Source organism: Pseudarthrobacter sp. MOO13, assembly GCF_058267655.1.
Genome location: NZ_CM177848.1, coordinates 3962394 through 3983784, shown reverse-complemented (window position 1 = coordinate 3983784; position 21391 = coordinate 3962394). Strand labels below are relative to the sequence as shown.

The window sequence follows — 21391 nt, the reverse complement described above, 5'->3', positions numbered from 1 at the left end:
GGCGCCGCTACGTTTCGCCTGCCGACGTGGAGCCGCGCACCACCAGGGAACTTTCCAGGACCAGTTCCTCCTGCTCCAACGCCCGCCCTTCCATCAGCCGGCGCAGCTGTTCACCAGCCTTCAGCCCCAGGCTTGCCGCCGGCAGGTGCACGCTGGTCAGGCCCGGGCTGCTGGTCGCCGAATACGGCAGGTCATCGAACCCCGCCACGGCCAGCTCCGCGGGAATGCGCACCCCGGCCACACGGGCTTCCTGCAGCACCCCGTACGCATGGGTGTCCGTGGCGCAGACGACGGCGGTCACCCCCGCGCGCTGCCAGTCCGGCCACGCGTCGGCGAAGACAGCCGCGGCAGCACCCACATCGATGGTGGTAGCGGGCATATGGTCCGGATCCACGGTCATGCCCAGTGATGCGGCTTCGGCCAGGAAGGCCTCCCGGCGGATGGTGAACGTGGCGGTTCCGGTAACGCTGTCGAGGTAGGCCACGCGCCGGTGGCCCGCCCCGGCAAGGTGCGCGGCCAGCTCCCGCGCACCCTGGGCGACGTCAAGGTTCACGGCCGGCGCAAATGACTCCAGGCCGGGAGCATCCAGCAGGACCAGGGGGCCGGCCACCGAAAGGTCCGCCAGGAACCCGGCATTCGGGGCATCAACCAAAAGCCCTGCCGGCCGCAGCGACATCAGCTTCCGGACGTCCGCAGCCTTGGGAAATTCACCTGAGTCCGTGACCGAGAGGAGCAGCTGGTAATTGGGCCCCAGCGATTCCCGGACCCCGCTGATCACCTTGGCGAAGAATGGGTTGGAGATATCCGGTGCCACCAGGATCACGATCGAACTGACGCCCTTGGCCAGCGAGCTGCCGATGCCATCCACCACGTAGCCAAGCTCGGCAATTGCCTCCTGCACCCGGGAAATGTTGTCCTCGGAGACCCGGCCGGCCGTCTTGCCGTTGGCCACCAGCGACACCGTGGCAACCGAAACACCGGCCCGCGCGGCCACCATGGCCGCCGTCACCCTCCGGGGCCGCGCCCGCTGTTGAACCTGTTCCCCGGAATCCATACCTCGATCGTAGTGCGACCCGGTGCCGGCAGCTGATCGGGCCGCTTGCCATGGACGCGCCGTCGCGGTATGGCGCCGTTCCCGCTACAGGGTCCTCGCAACCAACGCAGCCTGCAGGCGGGATTCCACCTGCAGCTTTGCCAATACGTTCGAAACGTGGGTCTTGACCGTTGCTTCCGAGATGGACAGGTGGCGTGCGATGCGGGCATTGCTGAGGCCATCGCCCAGGCAGTCCAGCACCTCCCGTTCCCGGGCGGTCAGCTCACCGGCCGGCGCTGCCGGGGTGGGTGCCGCCGCTGCTCCATTGATGGCCGCCGACACCAGCTTCCCGGCCACTTCGGGGGCGATCACAGTCCCGCCGTCGTGGACGCGGCCCAGCGCATGGAGTATTTCTGCGGGTTCAGCGGTCTTCAACAGGAAGCCGGCGGCGCCGGCGGACAGCATGCCAAAAAGATAGGAATCGTGGTCAAAGCCAAGACTTTCGACAACCCGGCAGAGACTATTTCGGCAGTAGCCGACACTCCATCCCTCACCGGCATCCGCACGTCCATCAGGACGATGTCCGGCCGGAGGGTCCGGGCCATGGCGACGGCGGTGGCACCATCACCTGCCTCGCCGACCACATCGAACCCGCGTGCCCCGTGGAGCACCATCCTGATCCCCACACGGATGGCGGCATGGTCGTCCGCGAGCAATACCGAGATTCGTCCGCTCATGGTGCCTCGTTCTCCACCGTGCCCGTGCCGTTTGTCGGAAGGAACGCCTCTACTCTCCAGCCGTGGCCTTCAGGGCCGGCGATCGCATACCCGCCCAGCTGCTCAGCCCGGGCCTTCATGCTGGGCAGTCCCGTCCCTGTTCCGGCCGTGTATCCCCGCGGTTCCTCGGTGCCGCCATCGTCAGCAACCCTCAGCCGGATGCCGGAAGGAACTTCCTCAAGGCTGGCCCGGACGCTGGCTCCCGCGGCATGCCGCCCGGCGTTGACCAGTGATTCGGCAATCAACCGGTGGATGGCAGCCTGCGTGCCGCCGGGAAGGTCCTCGCCTCCGCCGGGGAGGGTGTTGTTCCATTCGAGGTCCATCCCGGCAGCGCGATGGCCGGCAATGACGGCGTCCAAATCCCCGACATCGCCGGCCAGGGCCCGCGGCTCCCCGGCGTTCAACATCCGGATCATGGCGTTCAGGTCGCGCAGCCCCGCTACGCTTTCGCGGCGCACGTGGGCCAGGACCTCCCGGTCCAATGCCGGGTCCGCGGTGTTCAGCGCAGCAGCCGACTGCAACGCGATCGCGGACAGCCTGGACGAAAGGACGTCGTGAAGCTCACGCGCCATCTCCTGCCGCGCGCCGGCGAGCTCAAGTTCGTGCTCACGGGCCGCCAGCCGTGCCTGGTCGCGTGCCGCGCCCCGGATTGCAGCGGCACGCGCCCCCTCGCTGACGGCCAGTTCCCTGGCCTTGCGGACATTCCCTGCCCATTCGGCCGGCAGCAGCAGCACCATGGCACCGGCGAGCAGCGCTACAACGCCATCGGCGAAGGACCCACCTGCCAGCCATGCCGCCGCCCCTCCGGCCGCGCACAGGAGAAGGACCGCCACCTCCGCCGTCTTGGCCGCTTTCGCGGTGCCGAACAACACCAGTGAGAAGACGGCTTCGAACAGCAGGAAGAACCCGCCGGCCGCCCCCGCCAGCAGGAGCGCCACCGCTGCGAGGAGGGAAACCGGAACCATTACCCGGGTGGTGCTCCGGCGCAGCACCACAACGGCGGATCCGGCCAGCGCCAGCGCGGGCCACCATGGCTCCAGCGAAGGGACTGCCGGGGCGCCGGTAGCGGTAATGCCCAGTGAGTGCAGCAGCCAGGTGAGCCCCGCGTAAGCCAGGGCCAGGACCACGTCCTCACGGCGGATGGTGCCCGGTGTTGAATGCATGGTCCCATCCTGCCGCAGAGGGGAGCGCCGGCCTGTCTCAAGCGCAGTTTCTGCGACTAAAGGATGAGTCCGCCCTCCCCCCGATGCCTGACGCGCCAGGAGGCAGGTTGGCGAAGACTCTTCCTGTGACTGCAGAACTCCTGGCCCAGTTGGCCATCCTCGCCCTGATCGACAGCACCAGCATCGGCACGCTGGTGATTCCCGTGTGGCTGCTCCTGCGCCGGGACTCCGGGGGGCGGGCAGCCGTCACCGGAAAGGCGGCGGCCTACCTCGCAGCCATCGGGCTCTTCTACTTCCTGCTCGGACTTGGCCTGCTGACAGGTGTGGCCGGGGCCGCCGGGGCGTGGGGTGCGGACCTCGGGGCCCTCGGCGGGTTGCCTGCGGTGCAGTGGGGAATGCTGGTGGCGGGCGGCGGCTTGCTGGCGTGGGCCGTATTGGGAGGAAGGCCCGGGCGCGGGGTTTCCACGGCGACGGAGCCGCCCTTTCCAAGCAGGATGACCGGTTCCCCGGACACTGCACGCCTCCAGGGCCGCGGCGCCCGTGCCGAGCGGTCCAGCGGGGTGGCCGCTGCGCAGGAGCCCGGGCCATCACCGGTCGAGGCCCGGTGGCAGCGGAGGATCGGCCGTGCAGTGGGTACCCCCGGCGGACTGCTGGGCCTGGCGCTGCTCGCGGGATTGCTCGAGGTGCCCACCATGCTGCCGTATGTCGGCGCAATTGGGCTGCTGACGACCTCCAGTGCTGGCTGGGCCCTTTCCGCTGCCCTGCTTGGCGCCTACTGCCTGGTGATGCTGCTGCCTGCCGGGCTCCTGGTGGCCGGCAGGCTTGCCCTTGGCAGCGTGCTGGATGCCCCGCTGGCGCGCCTTGGCGCGTGGCTGTCGCGTGGCCGGAGAGGCGGTGCTGTGGGTGGCAGGCATTGTGGGGTTCCTGATGCTCCGGGCCGCACTGGCGGCACTCTTCCCGGATGCGGCCTGGAATCCCTTCGGTTAGGCAGCCGCTGGGCCAGTCAGCAGCCGCAAGGCATCAAGCGTTTGACGTGGGCAAACGCCACCGCCACGTTAAGCGCTTGACGCAGACCACAAAACGGTGCCATGATCACTCCCGGAATACTGGACCCCTGCCTCCCCGGCAGGCCCCAATGACGTGGAGAACCATCGTGGAACCAAACCCGCAAGAGAGTCAGCACCAGCCCCGGAAGATCATCCTGGACTGCGACCCCGGCCACGACGACGCCGTAGCCCTGCTGCTCGCGCACGGCAACCCGAACATCGAACTGCTGGCCGTCACCACGGTGGTGGGCAACCAGACCCTCGAAAAAGTCACCCGCAACGCCCTGGCCGTAGGCACCATCGCCGGCATCACCGGCGTCCCCTTCGCCGCCGGCTGCCCGCGGCCCCTGGTCCGCAGCATCGAAACCGCCCCGGACATCCACGGCGAGTCCGGCATGGACGGCCCCGCCCTGCCCGAGTCCACCATCGAGCTGGACCCGCGCCACGCCGTGGACCTCATCATCGACACCGTCATGGCCCACGAACCCGGCACCGTCACCCTGGTCCCCACCGCCGGCCTGACCAACATCGCCCTGGCCGCCCGCAAGGAACCGCGCATCGTGGAACGGGTCAAGGAAGTGGTCCTGATGGGCGGCGGCTACCACGTGGGCAACTGGAGCGCCGTGGCCGAGTTCAACATCATCATCGACCCCGAGGCAGCCCACATCGTCTTCAACGAGAAGTGGCCCGTGGTGATGGTGGGCCTGGACCTCACCCACCAAGCGCTCGCCACCCCGGACGTCGTGGCGAAAATCGCCGCCATCGGCACCACCCCGGCGAAGTTCGTCACCGAACTGATGGACTTCTTCGCCCACACCTACAAGGACGCCCAGGGCTTCGACTATCCGCCCGTCCACGACCCCTGCGCCGTGGCTTACGTGATCGATCCCAGCATCGTCAGCACCCGCAAGGTGCCGGTCAACATCGAACTGCAGGGCACCCTCACCCTCGGCATGACCGTGGCCGACTTCCGCGCCCCCGCTCCCGCCGATTGCCACACCAGCGTTGCCGTGGACCTGGACCACGCACGGTTCTGGGATCTTGTCACCGACGCACTGGTCCGCATCGGCGAGCCCGGCACCGGTGACCTTAAGGACAACGGCACCGCGTCCGACGTCGAACCCGGCCACAGTGCCCACCTCACCGCCGGAGGGGTCAAGTAAATGACTGCCATGACCACCGAAACCGCCACCGGCCGCGGCAATACCGCAGCCCTCATGACCGCCCTGCTGGCCGCCTGCGTGGCGTTCCAGCTCAACGCCTCCATGCTCAGCCCCGCCCTGGTGACCATGGGCGAGGAACTCAAGACCGACCAGGCCGTCATCGGCCTCTCCCAGACCTGGTTCTTCACCGCCGCCGCCCTGTTCTCACTGTTCCTGCCCCGCCTCAGCGACATTGTGGGACGCAAGAAGGTCCTGGTGGGCATGATGGTGCTGATGGCCGCGGGCTCCGTCATCGCCGCGCTCGCCCCGGACGTCACCTGGCTCTTCGTGGGCCGCATCATCCAGGGCGTCAGCGGACCCACCGTCCCGCTCTGCCTGATCATGTTGCGCTCCGCGGTGAGCAACCCGCGCAAATACGGCACGCTCATGGGCCTCATCACCGCCGTCAACGGCGGCGTGGCCGGCGTCGACTCCTTCGTGGGCGGCTACTTCGCCGAGCACTTCGGCTTCCGCAGCATCTTCTGGCTGATGGTGGTCCTGGCTGCTGCCGCCACCGCCCTCGTCCTGGTCCTTGCCAGGGAGAGCAAGCCTGCCGCCGGCACCACCATGGACTGGCGCGGCGTCTTCTTCATCGTCGTGGCCGTGGGCGCCCTGCTGACCGCCCTGAACGAAGGCTCCAAGCTGGTGGCCGGCTTCTCCGCCGCCACGCTGATGCTGAGCCTGGCGCTGGTCCTCGTCTCCGCCGTCGCCTTCTTCGCGTTCTGGCGCACCGAACAGCGGGCCGCCCAGCCGATGGTGGAAACCGTGCACCTGCGCCAGCGCGCCACCTGGGCCCCTCTGCTCACCACCACCCTGACCATGACCGGCATCTTCGCCGTCATCAACGGCATCGTCCCGGCCTACGTCCAGGCCGCGGCGCCCGGCTTCAGCATCGGCCCCACCGAAATGTCGCTGATCATCCTCACCCCGTACGCCCTGCTCGGCTGGCTGGTGGGTCCGCTCAGCGGGCGGCTGGCCCCCGTCCTCGGGTACACCAAGGTGCTGCGGATCGGGCTCCTCGGCAGCATCGCCGCACTGGCCGTCATCGCCTTCTTCGGCCTGGGCAGCCTGCCGATGATGATTGCCGGCACTGTCTTGCTGGGCATCATGTACGCCGGTACCGTCAACATCATGCTCAACGGACTCGGCGTTGTCCTCTCGCCCGCCGGCAACCCCGGCTTCCTGCCCGGCATGAACGCCGGCGCCTTCAACCTGGGTGCGGGCCTGAGCTTCCTCATCCTGCCCGCCGTCCTGGTGGCCACGCAGGCGCTCGGCGATGCGAAGGCCTCCTACCTGACCGTCGTGCTTGTCGGGCTGGCCCTCACCGTCGCGGCGTTCGCCGCCTCGCTGTTGATCCCCAAGCCGGTTGAGGCCGAGGTGGCCCCGTGAGTGCCGCGGCGCAGAACACCGGCCGGATCGTCGTCGTCGGCTCCCTGAATGCAGACCTGACCATCTACTGCGAACGCCTGCCGCAGCCCGGCGAGACCGTGCACGGCAACGGATTCGCCGTGAACCCGGGCGGCAAGAGCGCCAACCAGGCCGTGGCCGCGGGCCGGCTCGGCGGACACGTCAGCCTGGTGGGCGCCGTGGGGGATGACGCCAACGGCAACATGCTCCAGGCCTCGGTTGCCGGTGCAGGGGTGGACGTAGGGCACGTGCGGACCTCCAGCGAACCCACCGGTGTCGCGGTGATTGCCGTGGACGCCCACGGCGAGAACAACATCATCATCTCCGCAGGAGCCAACGGCACGCTGTCCCCCGCCGACGTCGCCGGCGCCGCGGACGTCCTGGACGGTGCCGCCGTCGTCAGCCTCTGCCTGGAGGTGGCCATGCCCACCGTGCTGGCCGCAGCCCAGGCAGGGCACGACGCCGGCGCAACGGTTCTGCTGAATCTGTCACCGTACGCGCACATTCCGGCGGAGCTGGCTGAACTGACAGACGTCCTGCTGGTGAACGCCCACGAGGCGGCGCTGTTCCTTGGCCCCGGGGCTTCGGTCCCGGGCGCGGACGCCCACGCGGCGCAATGGGATACGGTCCGGGAGCGGTTTGCCGGGCGGGGGATCCGGCAGGTCCTGGTGACCCTCGGCGCGCACGGGTCCGTGGTGCTGGATTCGGAGGCGGCTCCCGGCGCCCAGGTGACCTTCGTGGCGCCCACGCGCGTGGACGCCGTGGACACCACCGGGGCCGGCGACGCCTTCACGGGAGCGGTTGCCGTCCGGCTGGCCGCCGGAGACGCCCTCGCCGAAGCTGCCGCCTTCGCCTCTGTGGCGGCCGCCCTGGCCACCACCCGGAAAGGCACCCAGTCGGCGTATCCGGAGACGGCCGACGTCGAACGCCGCCTCCGCGCGTCCTGACGCCGCCGGCGGGATCAGCCGGGGGTTACGCCCGGGCCTTGGTCTGGACGGAGGTCCGCTCGACGGCGGGGCAGTGGATCTTCGCTGCCCCGCCGACGGCTGGGTCGAGGCCCAGGAGCATCCGGACACCCGCAGCGCCCAACTCGTAGTGCGGCAGGGCAACCGTGGACAGCGGCGGGCGCAGGTGGGCGGCAATCACTTCCTGGTTGTCGAACCCCACCACCGCCATGTCCTCCGGGATGGCCAGGCCGTGTTCCCGCAGGCCGTCGTAGAGGCCCATGGCCATCCGGTCGTTGTAGCAGAACACAGCGGTGACATCCCGTGTGAGCAGTTCCGCCGTGGCCCGGTAGCCGCCTTCCTGGTCCGGATAGGACTCCATCACCAGGGCCGGATCGAACGGGACACCGGCCTCCTCAAGGGCCCGCCGGTATCCGGCCAGCCGGCCATCCTTGGCCGGCGCCGGAATGGTGGCATTGATGAACGCAATGCGCCGGTGGCCGTTCCGCAGCAGGATCTCCGTGGCAGACCGGCCACCCTGGACCTCGTCCGGGACGACGGCCCGGGCGCCCGGCTCATCGGAAAAGCAGTTCACCAGGACGAAGTCGGCTTCGCGCAACGGGGCCGGAATATCGGTGGCCCGGTGGAACCAGGTGGAGTAGAGGATGCCGCGGACCTTGTATTCGAGCATCATGCTGATGGCATCCTGCTCCAGCTCGCCATTGCCCTCGGTATTGGCGATGAGCAGCGCATACCCGTGCTTCCACGCCTCGTCCTGCGCCCCGTGGATGATCTGGCCGGCAAAGGGCGTGGTGGCCACGCCGTCGGCCACCAGCCCGATGAATTTGGAGGTGCCGCTGACCAGGGTCTTTGCCATCGCGTTGGGCCGGTAGCCCAGGGTGCGGAGGGCCTCCTTCACGCGCCGCCGGGTTTCCTCGGCTATGCGGGCGTCCTTCTTCTTGTTGACCACCAGCGATACCGTGGCGGTGGAAACACCGGCCGCTTCCGCGACCTCGCGGAGGGTCACGGGGTGGGCCCGCTCCGGCGCGTGCGGCGGATCCTGCGGCACGCCGCCGGCCGCGCCTGCACCATTCTCCATTGAACTCATCTGCCCTCCTTCAGGAGTATATCCAGCAGCAGGGGCCGTCATCCCTTGGTCGCTCCGCTCTCGAGCCCCTGGATCATGGCCTTGTTGAGCACCAGGAACACCAGCAGGAGCGGGGTGATGGTCACGCATACGGCCGCAAAGGTTGCCGTCCAGTCCACCTTGCCCATGGCGCCGATGTAGTTCTGCAGGCCCAGGGGGATGGTCTTGAGGTCCTCGGAGAGCACGAACGTGTTGGCGAAAATGAAGTCGTTCCAGATGAAGATGCTGTTCACCAGGACCACGGTGACCACCGTGTTCACTGACAGTGGCAGCGTGATCAGGCCGAAGATCCGGTACGGTCCCGCACCGTCCAGGGACGCCGCCTCATATGTCTCCTTGGGAATATATTCGTAGAACGAGGAGAACAGATAGACGGACATGGGCAGGGAGAAACCGGCCAGCGGGATGATCATCGACTGGTACGTATCCAGCAGGTTCACCTGCGAGTAGTCGATGAACAGCGGAACCAGCGCGATCTGCACCGGGACGATGATGCCGATGAGGAACAGCCCGCGGACCAGCTTGCTGAGCCGGAACCCCAGCACCTGGATGGCATAGGCGGCCATCATCCCCAGCAGGACGATGAGCACGTTGGCGCCCATGGTCACCACGAAGCTGTTCAGGATGTTCCGGCCCAGGTCGCCGGTTTCGAAGGCCCGGGCGTAGTTCTCCCACGTCAGCGAACTCGGCAACGCGAAGGGGTCTCCGGTGGCGAAGTCGTGTTCGCTGCGCAGGCTGGTCAGGAACAGCCACGCCAGCGGATACACCTGCACGATCACGATGAGCATGATCAGCACGCGGGAGAGTGTGCGGAACAGGTCCGGCCGGCGCTTGCGGCGCCTCACGGCGGGCGTGGGAGGTACGACGGCGGGCGGCTGGGCGGGCGGGGCTGCCTGGGTGATCATGCGTCTGCCTTTCGCTTCAGCAGGAACAGGATGAGGCCGACGGCGGCCAGGCACTCGATGACGATGAACACCGAGATGGTGCTCGCGTAGCCAAAGTCCGTGCTGGTGAACGCCGTCTTGTACATATAGGTGGTGAGCAGTTCGGAGGACTGCCCCGGACCGCCGTTGGTCATCAGGTAGGGGATGTCGAACCCCCGCAGGCCGTACGTGGTGGCCATGATGGTGGTGGTGATCCACACCGGGCGGATGTACGGGAACCGGATCTTGCTGAACAGCGTCCAGCGGGACGCGCCGTCCAGGACGGCCGCTTCCTCCAGTTCCTTGGGCACCGCGAGCAGTGCCGCGTAGATGATCAGCATGTACAACCCGGTGAACCGCCAACCTTCCGGAGCGGACACGGCCGCCAGGACCGTGTTCACATCCGACAGCCACGGCCGTTCCAGGCTGCCCAGCCCGATCCAGTGGAGCAGCTGGTTCAGCAGCCCCACTGGTTCCAGCGAGTAGATCCGGACGAAGAGGAAGGCAATGGCCACCGTGGAAATCACGGCCGGCAGCAGGTAGAGGGTCTTGATGAGCTCCCGTCCGCGGCGGAGGGAGGTAAGGAGGCTGGCGACTGCCAGGGCACCGCCGAGCTGCAGCACCAGGCAGATGGCGAGGTAGATCAGCGCGTTCAGGAACGCCCGCCAGAAGATGTCATCGCCGACGAACATCCGGATGTAGTTCGCCAGGCCGACGAATTCCATCTCGCTGATGCCGTTCCAGGAGAAGAAGCTCAGGAACAGGGACTGCAGGATGGGGAAGAGGACCGCAGCGCCATAGAGCAGCAGCGGCGGGAGCAGGAAGACCAGGACCGATGTCCGTGACCTGTTGGGCAGCATGGCGGACCTTTACTTGAAGAACTTGGGGGCATTCTGGGCGATGGTGCTGTCCAGCGTTTCCGTGAACTGCTGGGGAGTGACCTCGCCCTGGACCAGCAGGACCAGTTCCTGCTGGAGCCGGCCGTTGGTGGTGGGGTCCAGCTGGGTGTCCCACGGCATGGCCTGCTTGGACCCGAGGTCCTTTGCCTGGTCCAGGGCCTTTTGGAACAGCGGCGTGGCGTTGGCGGGGACGGTGGTCTGGACGTCGGTGGTGGGCGACAGTGCGCCGGTGGCCGCGTATTGGGCGGGGTACTTCTTCAGGGCGAACTTCAGGAAGTCGCTGACCAGGGGATCGTAGGTCTTGGCGTTGACGGCCATGCCAATGCCCGACGGCGAGACGAACTCGTTCGCAGCCGTCACCGATCCTGCGGTGGTGGGCAGGGTGAAGAAGTCGACGTCGTTGCGGACGGCGGGGTTGAGCTTGTCGGTGGCCAGGCTGGGCAGCTCCCAGGTTCCGATGTTGTACATGGCGGCCTGGCCGGAGGTGAACTGGTTCTGCGCGTCGGAGTAGCCCTGGGCGGAGAAGCCGTCCTGGAAGCACTTGGCTTTACCCAGTTCGGCCATCCAGTTGACGGTCTTCTGCCCGGCGGCATCGCTGAACTTGGCATCGCCCTTTTTCAGTTTCTGCACAAAGTCGGGGCCGGCTTCGCGGAACGGCTGGTAGGCGACGTACCGCTCCAGCGGCCATTGGTCCTGGCCGTCGATGGCAATGGGGGTGATTCCCTTGCTGCGCAGGGCGGTGCACATGGCGGGGATATCGTCCAGGGACTTGGGTACGGCCACGCCGGCCTTGGCCAGCAGTGCCTTGTTGTACCACATGAACTCCAGCTCGAACTGGAACGGAATCATGTAAAGGGAGCCGTCGTCGAAGCGCTGGTAGTCCAGTGCCCCGGGGCGGTAGTTGCCGTAGATGTCCAGGGATTTCAGCAGCTTCTCGGCGTCGAGCATCTTGCCCTGTTTGGCCAGCTGCTGGGCGAACGGGGTGGCATCGGTGTCGAAAAGTTCGGGAAGCTTGTTGGCCGCGGCCAGGGTCTCAAGCTTCTGGATGTAGGAGGGCCGGTCAGGGGTGGTGATCAGGTTCAGCTTGAAGCCGGGGTGGTCCGCGGCGTATTCGTCGGCCAGCTTCTTCATGATGTTGATGACGGCGCCATCTGCCGGGCGGGAGAGGAGCCAGGAGATTTCATGGGGCTTGATCTCGCCGGTGGGGCTGGCGTCGGAGGAATTCGTGGAACTGCCGCCGCCACAGGCGGTCAGTGCCAGGGCGGTGGCGGCTGCGACGGCGGCAGCGCGGAGCAGGTTTTTCATTTGGGGCAATCTCCCTTGATTGAACGGATCGTTGGAACGGGTCGGATGGAATGGAGGATGGGTATTCAGTTGTCGGTGCGCTTGCGGACTTCGAGATCTGTGACAGTGACCGAACCTTCGCCGGCGAACACGCCCAGTGCGCCGGTGGGGAGGTCGTAGATGCGGGTACTCAGGGCCACCTGCCGGTCCACGACGGCGACGCACAGATCGCCGTCCACCACCACTTCCAGCGTGTGGCGTCCGGGTGCGAGGTCGCACGGGCGTTCAAGTTCTATGGCGTACGGGACGTCGCCCGAGACGTGCCATTGGGCTTCGCCGGTGACGGCTCGTGGCCAGCGGTCGAACACCAGGCGGCCGCGTTTCGGTTCGAGGCGGAGGACGTAGGAGTGGTCGCCGTCCGCGGTCGACCGCAGCAGCAGCCCGCATTCCGTGGTGCCGGGGCCGATGTCCAGCACCGCTTTGGCGTAGAACTGCGTGGGCATCGGATTCGCAGACATGGCGGCAGCGTAGCCGTCCGGGACGTCCAGCCGGAGGGGCAGCCCGCTTCCAAGCTCAAGCGGGACGTCGTCCCAGAAGCTGTCCACCAGTTCGTCGGCGAACCCGAACGCCAACGTCCCGTCGGCGTTTTGGCGGGCCTCCAGCACGGCCATGGTGCCCGCCCACTGCCAGGCGCCGTCGTCGGAATTTCCTTCCTTGCTGGCGATCCAGCCGAAGAAGAACCGCCTGCCGTCCCGCTCCGCCGTTTTTGCAGCGTAGAAGGCGCGCCCGTCGATGCTGTCCCGGGCCGGAACGGTCCACGGGCCGTCGGGGCTCGTGGCCATCCGGTACCGGGTGGTGAAGGTTTCGGAGAACTCCGAGTAGACCATGTACCACCAGCCGCCCCACTGGAACACGTCGGGGCACTCATGGGTGATGTACCGGCGGGGATCCCAGAAGGGTTCGGCGTGGGACCAGGTCATCAGGTCGGTGGAGACGCACTGCGCGATCACGCCCCGGCGGCGTTCCGGTCCGGTGGAGTGCCTGGCGGCAAGGAGCATCCGCCACACGCCGGCCGCCTCATCGCGGAAGACGAAGGGGTCCCGCCAGTCTGCGGAATCGTACCCGACCGGGGCGCCGAAGGTGAGTTCGGGGTGCTTGGACCAGGTGGCCAGCCCGTCGGTGCTGGTGGCATGCATGACCAGTTGCAGGGGCAGTCCGCCGGGGCCGAGGTTGGCCGGGTTCTGGCCCGTGTAGAAGAGGTGGTGGACGCCGGACTCGTCGGCGACGATGCTGCCGGTATAGCAGTTGAAGTCCAGGTCGTTTGCGGTGCCGTGGGGGAGGGCCACGCCATGGTCCTGGAACTGCGTGAGGTCTTTGGTGGTCACCAAGTTCCACGCCGTACCGGGCTTCGGATCGGCGCGCACTTCATGAAGATAGAAGAGCCAGAACTCGCCATCCTTCTGGAAGGGGATAAGGTCTCCAACCCACGCATCGGCGGGCTGGAAGAAGACTGGGTAGCTCATCAGCGGTGATGTCCGTTCTGCTAAAGCGTTTGATCACCTAGAAACTAGCGTGAAAGCAGGCGCTGATCAAGCGTTTTAGCAAAAATACTTTCCGAGGGGCCCACGGCTCCATTTATGACGTGGGCCACTTTGCTGAAACGCTTGACCATCCGGCCGCCGCTGGGTATCTTGTCCTGCTAAAGCGCTTAATCACTGCGGTGACCGTGCGGACCAACGAGGGTTCCCCACTGAGCGCCCGGCGGCGGAGCCGCCGCCCCCGCGAGAGGAAGTCAATGATGACCCATGCCATGTCCCGCCGCCACATCCTGCAAGGCACCGGAGCAGGAGCGTTCGCCCTCCTGGCGGCCGGAGCCATATCCGCCCCACCTGCGCACGCCCTGGATTCCCTGCGCGCGGTCTTCCACATGACCCCGCCATCGGGATGGCTGTGCGACCCCCAGCGGCCGGTGTTCATCAACGGGGCCCACCACCTGTACTACCTGCATTCCACGCAAAACAACGGGCAGGGCGGGTGGGACCATGCCAGCACCACCGACGCCGTGGCCTTCGCCCATCACGGCGTGGCGCTGCCGCTGCAGCCCGATTTTCCCGTGTGGTCCGGATCCGCAGTGGTGGACACCGCCAACACCGCAGGCTTCGGCGCAGGAGCGATCGTCGTGCTCGCCACGCAGCCCACGGACGGCATCAGGAAATACCAGGAGCAATATCTCTACTGGTCCACCGACGGCGGTTACACGTTCACAGCCCTCGCGGACCCGGTAATCGTCAACACGGACGGCCGGGCGGCCACCACACAGGCAGAGATCGACAACGCGGAATGGTTCCGGGACCCGAAGATCCACTGGGACGCTGCCCGCAACGAATGGGTGTGCGTGATTGGCCGCGCCCGGTACGCCGCCTTCTACACATCCGTGAACCTGCGCGACTGGCAGCTGAAACGCAACTTCGACTACCCCAACCACGCGCTGGGCGGCATCGAGTGTCCGGACCTGTTCCAGATGAAGGCCGACGACGGCACCTGGCATTGGGTGCTGGGCGCCAGCATGGACGCCTACAGCATCGGGCTGCCCATGACGTACGCCTACTGGACCGGAACCTGGGACGGTAACCAGTTCCTTGCCGACGACGTGGACAATCCGCAATGGCTGGACTGGGGCTGGGACTGGTATGCGGCGGTGACCTGGCCGGTGCCGGATGCGCCGGAGACGCGCCGGTACGCCGTCGCCTGGATGAACAACTGGAAATACGCGGCCCGGGATGTTCCCACAGACGCCACCGACGGGTACAACGGCCAAAACTCGATCGTCCGCGAAATTCGCCTGGTGCGCCAGGGCGGAGGCTGGTACAGCCTGTTGAGCAGCCCGGTTCCCGCGCTCGCAGGCTACGCCACCTCCACCACGGTGCTCCCGGACCGGACGGTGGACGGCAGTGTTGTCCTGCCCTGGAATGGCAGGGCCTATGAGCTGGAGCTGGACATCTCCTGGGGCACCGCGGCGAACGTTGGCGTGTCTGTCGGTCGCTCCGCGGACGGTGCCCGCCACACAAATATCGGCAAATACGGTGCTGAGCTCTACGTCGACCGCGCGCCCTCGGACCTTGCCGGCTACTCACTGGTGCCGTATACCCGTGCCGCGGCCCCCATTGACGCCGCCGCCAGGTCCGTGCACCTGCGCATCTTCGTGGATACCCAGAGCGTGGAGGTGTTCGTGAACGCCGGGCACACGGTGTTGTCGCAGCAGGTGCAGTTCACCGACGGCGATACCGGCATCTCGTTCTACAGCGACGGGGGACCGGCCGTATTTTCCGGAATTACCATCCGTGCCTTCTGAACGGTCTAGCTGAGCGCTTCCAGGGTGGTGCCGGTGCAGTCCGCGAGCTGCGCCAGCAAAGCATCCTGGAAGCGGGGATCGCCGGCTGCCGGGTGCGGGGTTTGCCGCTCCTGGTGAAACCAGTAGCCGCCGCTGGCCAAGGCCTCCGGATCATCGCTGGTGGCCAGCCACTCCTGGGTGCGGTGGCCCAGTTCCAGGCTGTCCGGCGCCGACCGGCCGCCCATCCGGGTGGGCACCCAGCCGGGGTCGACGGCGTTGCTGGCGACGTGTGGCACCAGCCGGGCCAGCGCCAAGGTCAGCGCAGTGACCTGGAGCTTGGTGGTGGAGTAGGAGGCCGTCGTCGTGCGCCCTTCCCAGTCCAGGCCTGCCAGTCCGGCGTCGCCGCCGCGGTGCATGCCGCTGCTCAGGTGGACCAGGCGGCGCGGACCCGGCATGAGGGCCGTCAGCAGGTAAGGGGCAACCACGTTGACGGGCAGCAGCGCCGGGCCGCTGAGTACGCCGGCGTTGTGGATGACGGCGTCGATGCCGCCGATTCCGTTGGCGTCCGCCGCCAGTTGCCTGACGTCCGCCAGGACGGCCAGGTCACCGACGACGCTCTGCGCCCCGCGGTCCAGCAGGTGCTGCACCGCGGGGAGCCGCCGGGAGGACCGCGCATGCACGATCACCTCGTGGCCGTCCCGGAGCAGCGTCTCCGCCGTCGCCAGGCCCAGCCCGTCAGTGGAGCCGGTGATGAAGATGCGTGCCACTGGGTCCTCCCGGATTGGTGGTGTTGTCCCCAGACTAGTGGCGGATGCCGCCGTCGCGCGTCCCGACGGCGGCGGCGCCTTCAACCGGGCCGGCTGCGGGGTCTGCCCGCGTTGCCGCGAACAGGCGTGCCTTCCGCGTTGCCGGGCCGAAGATGGCCAGGGCGACGGCGCCGAACAGCCAGGTGCCGGCGATGAAGAAGAAGACGCTCTGGTAGCCGCTGCCGTTATAGAGGGCAGCGATGATCAGCGGACCGGCGGCATTGGAAAGCCGGCCCAGGCCGTAGGACACGCCGGTGCCCATGGAGCGTCCGTTGGTGTCGAACAGTTCGGGCGAGTAGGCGTAGGCAAGTGCCGTGTAGCCGCGCTCGAACAGGTTGACCAGGAAGCCGAACAGGACGATCAGCACCGGGTTGAACGTGAGGCCGTAGAGGAGGCCGCATACGGCGATGATGGTGCCAAAGACCACCAGGCACCACTTTCGCTCGAAGCGGTCCGTGACCAGGGACGCGAGGTAGGAGCCGAGGGGTGCGCCGACCGTGGTCAGTGCCACGTAGAAGATGGAGTTTTCAACGCTGAAGCCTTCCTTGGCCAGCAGCGTGGGTGCCCAGCTGGAGTAGCCGAAGAAGCCGATGGTCTGGGTGACCCAGAGGACGGTGAGGAGGAGGGTGGGTGCCAGGTATTTCTTCTGCAGCAGCAGCGTCAGGGGTGCCTTGGCGGCGGCGGGAGTTTCGACCGGGGCGGCGGGCGCGGGGAGGGCTCCCTTCTCCGCGCTGACGGTGGCCTCGATTTCCTTGAGGATGGCGTCTGCTTTGGCGTAGTCGCCCTTGTTTTCATACCAGCGCGGGGATTCCTTGAGCCGCCGCGTGAACAGGATGAAGAGGATGCCCAGTGCGCCCCATACGTAGACCAGCCGCCAGGTCCAGTCCGCCAGGGGGACCACCAGGCTGGCGATGAGGTTGGTGGCCGGTGTCCCGCAGATGCCGATGACGATCGCGTATGCCTGGTACTTGCCGCGCTTGGCCGCGGGGAACAGTTCGTTGACGTAGATGACCGCCACCACGGTCATGGCGGAGAGCCCGGCCGAGGTGAGGATCCGGAAGAAGCCCAGCGACACGATGTCCCAGGAGAACGCGGCTACCAGCGAGAAGGACGCGTACCAGAGGGTGGTGATGACCAGGGCATTCTTGCGGCCCAAGCGGTCTGCCATCCAGCTGGCGATGAGTGAGCCGAAGAACATGCCAACGAAGGAAGCGGACGTCACGTACGCCACCTCGTTGACGCTGACACCCCACAGCTTGATCAGTTTGGGCACGGTGGTGGCGAAGCTGTTGATGTCGGCGAACTCGAAGAAGTAAGCGAACGAGACGGCCACCAGGGCGATCTTGTGGAACTTTGAGATTGGCAACCGGTCAAGGCGGTTGGCGGCGTTGGAATGCATCATTGGAATCCTTGGGGCAAGAGGGAGGCAGGCTAGGCGTTTTCGCCGGGCCAGTAGAGGTTCATGGGGTTGCTGACGAGCAGTTTGTGCTGGAGCTCCGGGGTGGTGGCCACGTGCGGGATGTAGTCCACCAGGAGTCCGTCGTCCGGCATGTGGTGCGTGAGGTTCGGGTGTGGCCAGTCGGTTCCCCACAGGACACGCTCCGGAAAAGCCTCGACGACGGTGCGGCCGAACGCCATAACGTCGCGGTACGGGGCAGGCTCCCCGTCCAGCGCGGGCGGACCGGAGACGCTGAGCCGTTCCGGGCAGCTGACTTTGACCCAGACGTCATTGTTCTCCACGAAGCGCAGGAACCTGCCGAACTCCGGCCCGGTCGCCGGTTTGGCCACGTCGGGGCGCCCCATGTGGTCCACCACCAGCGGCGTGGGCAGCGAACCGAAGAAACCTTCCAGCCCTTCGAGGTCCTGGCCTTCGAAGTAGATGACCACGTGCCAGCCCAGCGGGGCGATCCTGCGGGCGATTGCGGCCAGTTCCTCTTGCGGTGCCGCGTTGACCAGCCGCTTCAGGAAGTTGAACCGGACACCGCGCACCCCTGCGGCGTCCAGCCGTTCCAGCTCGGCGTCGCTGATGTCCGGGCGGACGGTGGCCACTCCGCGGGCGCGGCCCTTGGAGGCTCGGACGGCGTCCACCATGGCGCTGTTGTCGGCGCTGTGGCAGGTGGCCTGCACGATCACGTTGCGGCTGACGCCCAGGTGGTCCCGCAGGGCGAACAATTGGTCCTTGCCGGCGTCGCAGGGCGTGTACTTCCGCTCCGGCGCGAACGGAAACTCGTTCCCGGGCCCGAAGACGTGGCAGTGCGCGTCCACTGTGCCCGCCGGAAGCGTGAAGCGTGGCGTGGAGGGGTTGCTGTACCAGTCGAGCCAGCCGGGTGACTTGGTGAAGGTGCTGTCCATGGGGTTCCTTTGGCCGGCAGGTGAATGGGCGGCAGTCCCGCGTGCGTCAGTGGACATAGCGCAGGCCTGCCGCTTCGAGGGGTCCGCGCATGTTGTAAATGTCGAGTCCGAGTTCTCCGTTGGCAAAACGGAGGCGTTTCGCCTCTTCGTTGTCTTCGCGCTTCCGCGCAGCCTCCGCGACGTCCGCGGCGCGCGCGGCGGGGACGACGACGACGCCGTCGACGTCCGCGACCACTACGTCGCCCGGGTTGACCAGGGCGTTGGCACAGATAACGGGGATGTTGACGGATCCGAGGGTGGCTTTGACGGTGCCTTTGGAGTTGATGGCGCGGCTGAAGACCGGGAAGTCCATCTCCTCCAGCGCGGCGACGTCGCGGCAGCCGCCGTCGATGAGCAATCCGCGTGCGCCGCGGGCTTTGAGTGAGGTGGCGAGCAGGTCGCCGAAGAAGCCGTCTTCGCTTTCGGTGGTGCACGCGGCCACCACGACGTCCCCGGGCTGGACCTGTTCGGCGGCGACGTGCATCATCCAGTTGTCTCCGGGCTGGAGCAGCACGGTGACGGCGGTGCCGCACATGGCGGCGCCGGGGTAGACGGGGCGAAGGTAGGGGCGCATGAGGCCCAGCCGGCCCATGGCTTCGTGGATGGTGCTGACGCCGAAGGCGGAGAGGGCTTTGACGTCCTGTTCCGCTGCGCGGGTGATGGTGGTGTGGACCACGCCGAGTTCCTGCATGTTCGGGCTCCTGGGATGGCTAGCGGCCCTGCTGCTTGAGCAGGGCGTTGAGGCGGGGGTAGACGGTGCGGGCGTTCTGTTCGTGGACGGCGGCCAGGTCGGCTTCGTTCAGCCCGGCGGCGTCGAGGTAGCGGGCAGTGTCGTCGAAATTGTGGCCGGTGCAGGGGTCGATGTCCCGGACGGCGCCGATCATTTCGGAGGCGAACAGGATGTTCCTGGTGGGGATGACGTCCAGGAGCAGATCGACCCCGGGCTGGTGGTAGACGCAGGTATCGAAGAAGACGTTGCGCAGCAGGTGTTCTTCGAGGGCCGGTTTGCCCAGTGCCATGGCCAGGCCCCGGAAGCGTCCCCAGTGGTACGGGACGGCACCGCCGCCGTGCGGGATGACGAGTCTTAGGGTGGGGAAGTCGGTGAACAGGTCGCCCTGGATGAGTTGCATGACAGCGGTGGTATCGGCGTTGAGGTAGTGCGCGCCCGTGGTGTGGAAGGCTGGATTGACGCTCGTGCTGACATGGACCATGGCGGGGATGTCGAATTCGACCATTTTTTCGTAGATCGGGTACCAGTACCGGTCCGTCAGCGGCGGAGCGGTCCAGTGCCCGCCGGAAGGGTCGGGGTTCAGGTTCAAGGCCACGGCTCCGTATTCCTCAACGCAGCGTGTGAGTTCCGGGATGGATGTGGCCGGATCCACGCCGGGGGACTGGGGAAGCATCGCGGCCGGGACGAACCGGTCCGGGAAGAGCCGGCTGACCCGGTAGCAGAGCTCATTGCAGATCGACGCCCACTCGGCCGAGGTCTCGAAGGAACCGATGTGGTGTGCCATGAAGGAAGCCCGCGGCGAGAAGACGGTGAGGTCGATCCCGCGTTCGTCCATGAGCCGCAGCTGGTTCGCTTCGATGCTCTCCCGGAGTTCGTCGTCGGAAATTCTCAAATCTGACGGGGACGGCGCCAAGGCGGGATCCTGCAGTGCGGCGACCTGCCGGTCCCGCCACTGCCCCAGGGCGGCCGGGGCCGTGGTGTAGTGGCCGTGGATGTCGATAATCACAGTGTGTGCTCCTGGAATGAGGGATGGGCGGGGACCATGACGGCGCCCGCCATGAGAAGCCGGGCCGTGCGGATCAGCGCGGATTTGACCACTTTGGTGGGGTCGTGGGCGTCCAGGCCGAGCTCGACGGTGAATTCACCGCTGGGGTGTTCAACTGCGACCGTGGGCGCGGTTCCGTCTGGCAGTACGGCGACGTCGTGCGCCACAGTCCCTTTGAGGATTGCGGCGGTGGCGGCCGTGACCGCGGCGAGCACGCCGATGGATTCATGGCAGATGTGCGGGATGAAGCTGCGGGTATTGACCGCACCGCCGGAGGCCGGCGCTGAGACCAGGGTCATTTTGGGGTAGTTCTTGCCCGTCACGTCGCCGAGGCCCATGAGTTTTCCGCATGCCAGCCGCAGGTCCTCAAGGCGGCCCTTGAGTTCGGTGTCCTTGTTAAGGTCGACGACGGACTCCCGCCCCGTGCGGCCCAGGTCACCGGCGTTGATGATCACCAGCGGTTGGCCATTGTCGATGCAGGTCACCTCCACCGCCCCCACCCCGGCGATATCCACGGTGTCGCGGAGGTTGCCGGTGGGCAGCAGTGAGTCGCAGACCGAGCCCGCCGTGTCCAGGAAGTTGATGGTCACTGGCGCGGCCGTGCCGGGAACACCGTCGATCCGGGCGTCTCCGGCGTATTCGACGTACCGTCCTGCCGGCCCCATGGGCGTCCGGACTGTAATCTCGGCGACCATGCCGGTGTTCACGGTGAGGACCCGCGCCGTGGTGGTGTCGCCGTCGGGAGTTAGAAGTCCTGACTCAATCGCGAACGGGAGCGCGGCCGCCAGCATGTTACCGCAGTTGGGCGTGGTATCCACCTGGCTGCTGTCCGGCTGGAGTTGAGCAAACAGGAACTCAAGGTCCACCCCATCCCGATCACAGATCGAGACAATACCGGCTTTGCTGGTTAATGGGTGGGCGCCGCCCAGTCCGTCGATTTGTCGCGGATCCGGCGAGCCCATGGCAGCAAGCAGGACCGCGTCCCGGGTGGCTGTGTCGGCCGGGAGATCGGTGGCACGGAAGAACGGGCCCTTCGACGTCCCGCCGCGCATAAGCCAACAGGGTATGGGGGTTTGGCCCCCGTCTGGCTGTCCGACGTGAGCATGCTTGGTATGCGGCGCCACTGGGTCCACACGGCCTGCGCTCGCCGTCAAGGGAATGCCCTCATCCATGGTCTGTCCTTCGGTGATGTGGGAGGGCGCCCTCGGTTGCGACGCCGTCGCCTCAAGTGAACCAAGTTACATTCAAGATTGTCAACAATTTC

At 66.9% G+C, this 21391-nt stretch carries 20 protein-coding genes; 5 read left to right on the top strand and 15 right to left on the bottom strand.

The genetic code is table 11. The features are described from left to right. Positions 1–7: 7 nt before the first annotated feature. The 4 genes from AC4EEO_RS18250 to AC4EEO_RS18235 form a co-directional block, all read right to left on the bottom strand. Entirely contained in the window at positions 8–997 is a 990-nt protein-coding gene (locus tag AC4EEO_RS18250; RefSeq protein ID WP_491330879.1) for a LacI family DNA-binding transcriptional regulator, read from the bottom strand. Between the two features lie 141 nt (positions 998–1138). Then, positions 1139–1498, bottom strand: a complete 360-nt coding sequence (locus AC4EEO_RS18245; protein ID WP_491329045.1) for a LuxR C-terminal-related transcriptional regulator — start codon at positions 1496–1498, stop codon at positions 1139–1141. After that, positions 1465–1770, bottom strand: a complete 306-nt coding sequence (locus AC4EEO_RS18240; RefSeq protein ID WP_491329046.1) for a response regulator — start codon at positions 1768–1770, stop codon at positions 1465–1467. Before AC4EEO_RS18240 ends, AC4EEO_RS18245 begins: the two co-directional genes overlap by 34 nt. Beyond that, positions 1767–2972, bottom strand: a complete 1206-nt coding sequence (locus tag AC4EEO_RS18235; RefSeq protein ID WP_491329047.1) for a sensor histidine kinase — start codon at positions 2970–2972, stop codon at positions 1767–1769. The genes AC4EEO_RS18240 and AC4EEO_RS18235 overlap by 4 nt, the downstream gene beginning before the upstream one ends. A 125-nt stretch (positions 2973–3097) precedes the next feature. On the opposite strand from AC4EEO_RS18235, the gene AC4EEO_RS18230 reads away from it, so the two are divergent. The 4 genes from AC4EEO_RS18230 (at position 3098) to AC4EEO_RS18215 (ending at position 7574) form a co-directional block, all read left to right on the top strand. After that, the gene (locus AC4EEO_RS18230; RefSeq protein WP_491339439.1) at positions 3098–4039 is read left to right on the top strand and encodes a GAP family protein; all 942 of its coding nucleotides are present in this window, start codon (positions 3098–3100) and stop codon (positions 4037–4039) included. Positions 4040–4107: 68 nt separating this feature from the next. Then, complete coding sequence (uriH, locus tag AC4EEO_RS18225; RefSeq protein WP_491329049.1) at positions 4108–5181, top strand: uridine-preferring nucleoside hydrolase UriH; 1074 nt, start codon at positions 4108–4110, stop codon at positions 5179–5181. After that, a complete protein-coding gene (gene uriT / locus AC4EEO_RS18220) occupies positions 5182–6609 on the top strand; it encodes a uridine transporter UriT (RefSeq protein ID WP_491339438.1) in 1428 nt (475 codons plus the stop codon). Beyond that, positions 6606–7574 carry a ribokinase gene (locus AC4EEO_RS18215; protein WP_491329051.1) on the top strand — a complete coding sequence of 323 codons (969 nt, stop codon included), beginning with the start codon at positions 6606–6608 and terminating at the stop codon, positions 7572–7574. Before uriT ends, AC4EEO_RS18215 begins: the two co-directional genes overlap by 4 nt. Positions 7575–7599: 25 nt before the next feature. Here the strand turns inward: AC4EEO_RS18215 and AC4EEO_RS18210 are convergent, their stop codons facing one another. The 5 genes from AC4EEO_RS18210 to AC4EEO_RS18190 form a co-directional block, all read right to left on the bottom strand. Beyond that, complete coding sequence (locus AC4EEO_RS18210; RefSeq protein WP_491330880.1) at positions 7600–8670, bottom strand: LacI family DNA-binding transcriptional regulator; 1071 nt, start codon at positions 8668–8670, stop codon at positions 7600–7602. Between the two features lie 47 nt (positions 8671–8717). Next, positions 8718–9623: a carbohydrate ABC transporter permease gene (locus AC4EEO_RS18205; protein WP_133831363.1), complete on the bottom strand. Its 906-nt coding sequence runs from the start codon at positions 9621–9623 to the stop codon at positions 8718–8720. Beyond that, a complete protein-coding gene (locus AC4EEO_RS18200; RefSeq protein ID WP_018762754.1) occupies positions 9620–10501 on the bottom strand; it encodes a carbohydrate ABC transporter permease in 882 nt (293 codons plus the stop codon). The genes AC4EEO_RS18205 and AC4EEO_RS18200 overlap by 4 nt, the downstream gene beginning before the upstream one ends. Positions 10502–10510: 9 nt before the next feature. Next, positions 10511–11845: an ABC transporter substrate-binding protein gene (locus AC4EEO_RS18195; protein WP_491339437.1), complete on the bottom strand. Its 1335-nt coding sequence runs from the start codon at positions 11843–11845 to the stop codon at positions 10511–10513. Between the two features lie 65 nt (positions 11846–11910). Then, positions 11911–13347, bottom strand: coding sequence for a glycoside hydrolase (locus AC4EEO_RS18190; RefSeq protein WP_491339436.1), 1437 nt, complete (start codon positions 13345–13347; stop codon positions 11911–11913). A gap of 275 nt (positions 13348–13622) precedes the next feature. Between AC4EEO_RS18190 and AC4EEO_RS18185 the strand changes: the two genes are divergently transcribed. Beyond that, positions 13623–15176: a glycoside hydrolase family 32 protein gene (locus AC4EEO_RS18185; RefSeq protein ID WP_491340447.1), complete on the top strand. Its 1554-nt coding sequence runs from the start codon at positions 13623–13625 to the stop codon at positions 15174–15176. 5 nt (positions 15177–15181) lie between these two features. Here the strand turns inward: AC4EEO_RS18185 and AC4EEO_RS18180 are convergent, their stop codons facing one another. Genes AC4EEO_RS18180 through AC4EEO_RS18155 form a run of 6 tightly spaced genes read right to left on the bottom strand, consistent with a single transcriptional unit; the run spans position 15182 to position 21251 of the window. Then, complete coding sequence (locus AC4EEO_RS18180; protein ID WP_491339435.1) at positions 15182–15922, bottom strand: SDR family NAD(P)-dependent oxidoreductase; 741 nt, start codon at positions 15920–15922, stop codon at positions 15182–15184. Positions 15923–15956: 34 nt separating this feature from the next. Next, positions 15957–17363, bottom strand: a complete 1407-nt coding sequence (locus AC4EEO_RS18175) for an MFS transporter (RefSeq protein WP_491339434.1) — start codon at positions 17361–17363, stop codon at positions 15957–15959. Between the two features lie 29 nt (positions 17364–17392). Then, positions 17393–18313: an amidohydrolase family protein gene (locus AC4EEO_RS18170; RefSeq protein WP_491339433.1), complete on the bottom strand. Its 921-nt coding sequence runs from the start codon at positions 18311–18313 to the stop codon at positions 17393–17395. A gap of 46 nt (positions 18314–18359) precedes the next feature. Beyond that, on the bottom strand, positions 18360–19043 hold the full coding sequence (gene ligK, locus AC4EEO_RS18165) for a 4-carboxy-4-hydroxy-2-oxoadipate aldolase/oxaloacetate decarboxylase (protein ID WP_491339432.1): 684 nt from the start codon (positions 19041–19043) through the stop codon (positions 18360–18362). A gap of 19 nt (positions 19044–19062) precedes the next feature. Further along, on the bottom strand, positions 19063–20088 hold the full coding sequence (locus AC4EEO_RS18160; RefSeq protein ID WP_491339431.1) for an amidohydrolase family protein: 1026 nt from the start codon (positions 20086–20088) through the stop codon (positions 19063–19065). Next, positions 20085–21251 carry a 4-oxalomesaconate tautomerase gene (locus tag AC4EEO_RS18155; RefSeq protein WP_491340446.1) on the bottom strand — a complete coding sequence of 389 codons (1167 nt, stop codon included), beginning with the start codon at positions 21249–21251 and terminating at the stop codon, positions 20085–20087. Before AC4EEO_RS18155 ends, AC4EEO_RS18160 begins: the two co-directional genes overlap by 4 nt. Between the last annotated feature and the right edge of the window lie 140 nt (positions 21252–21391).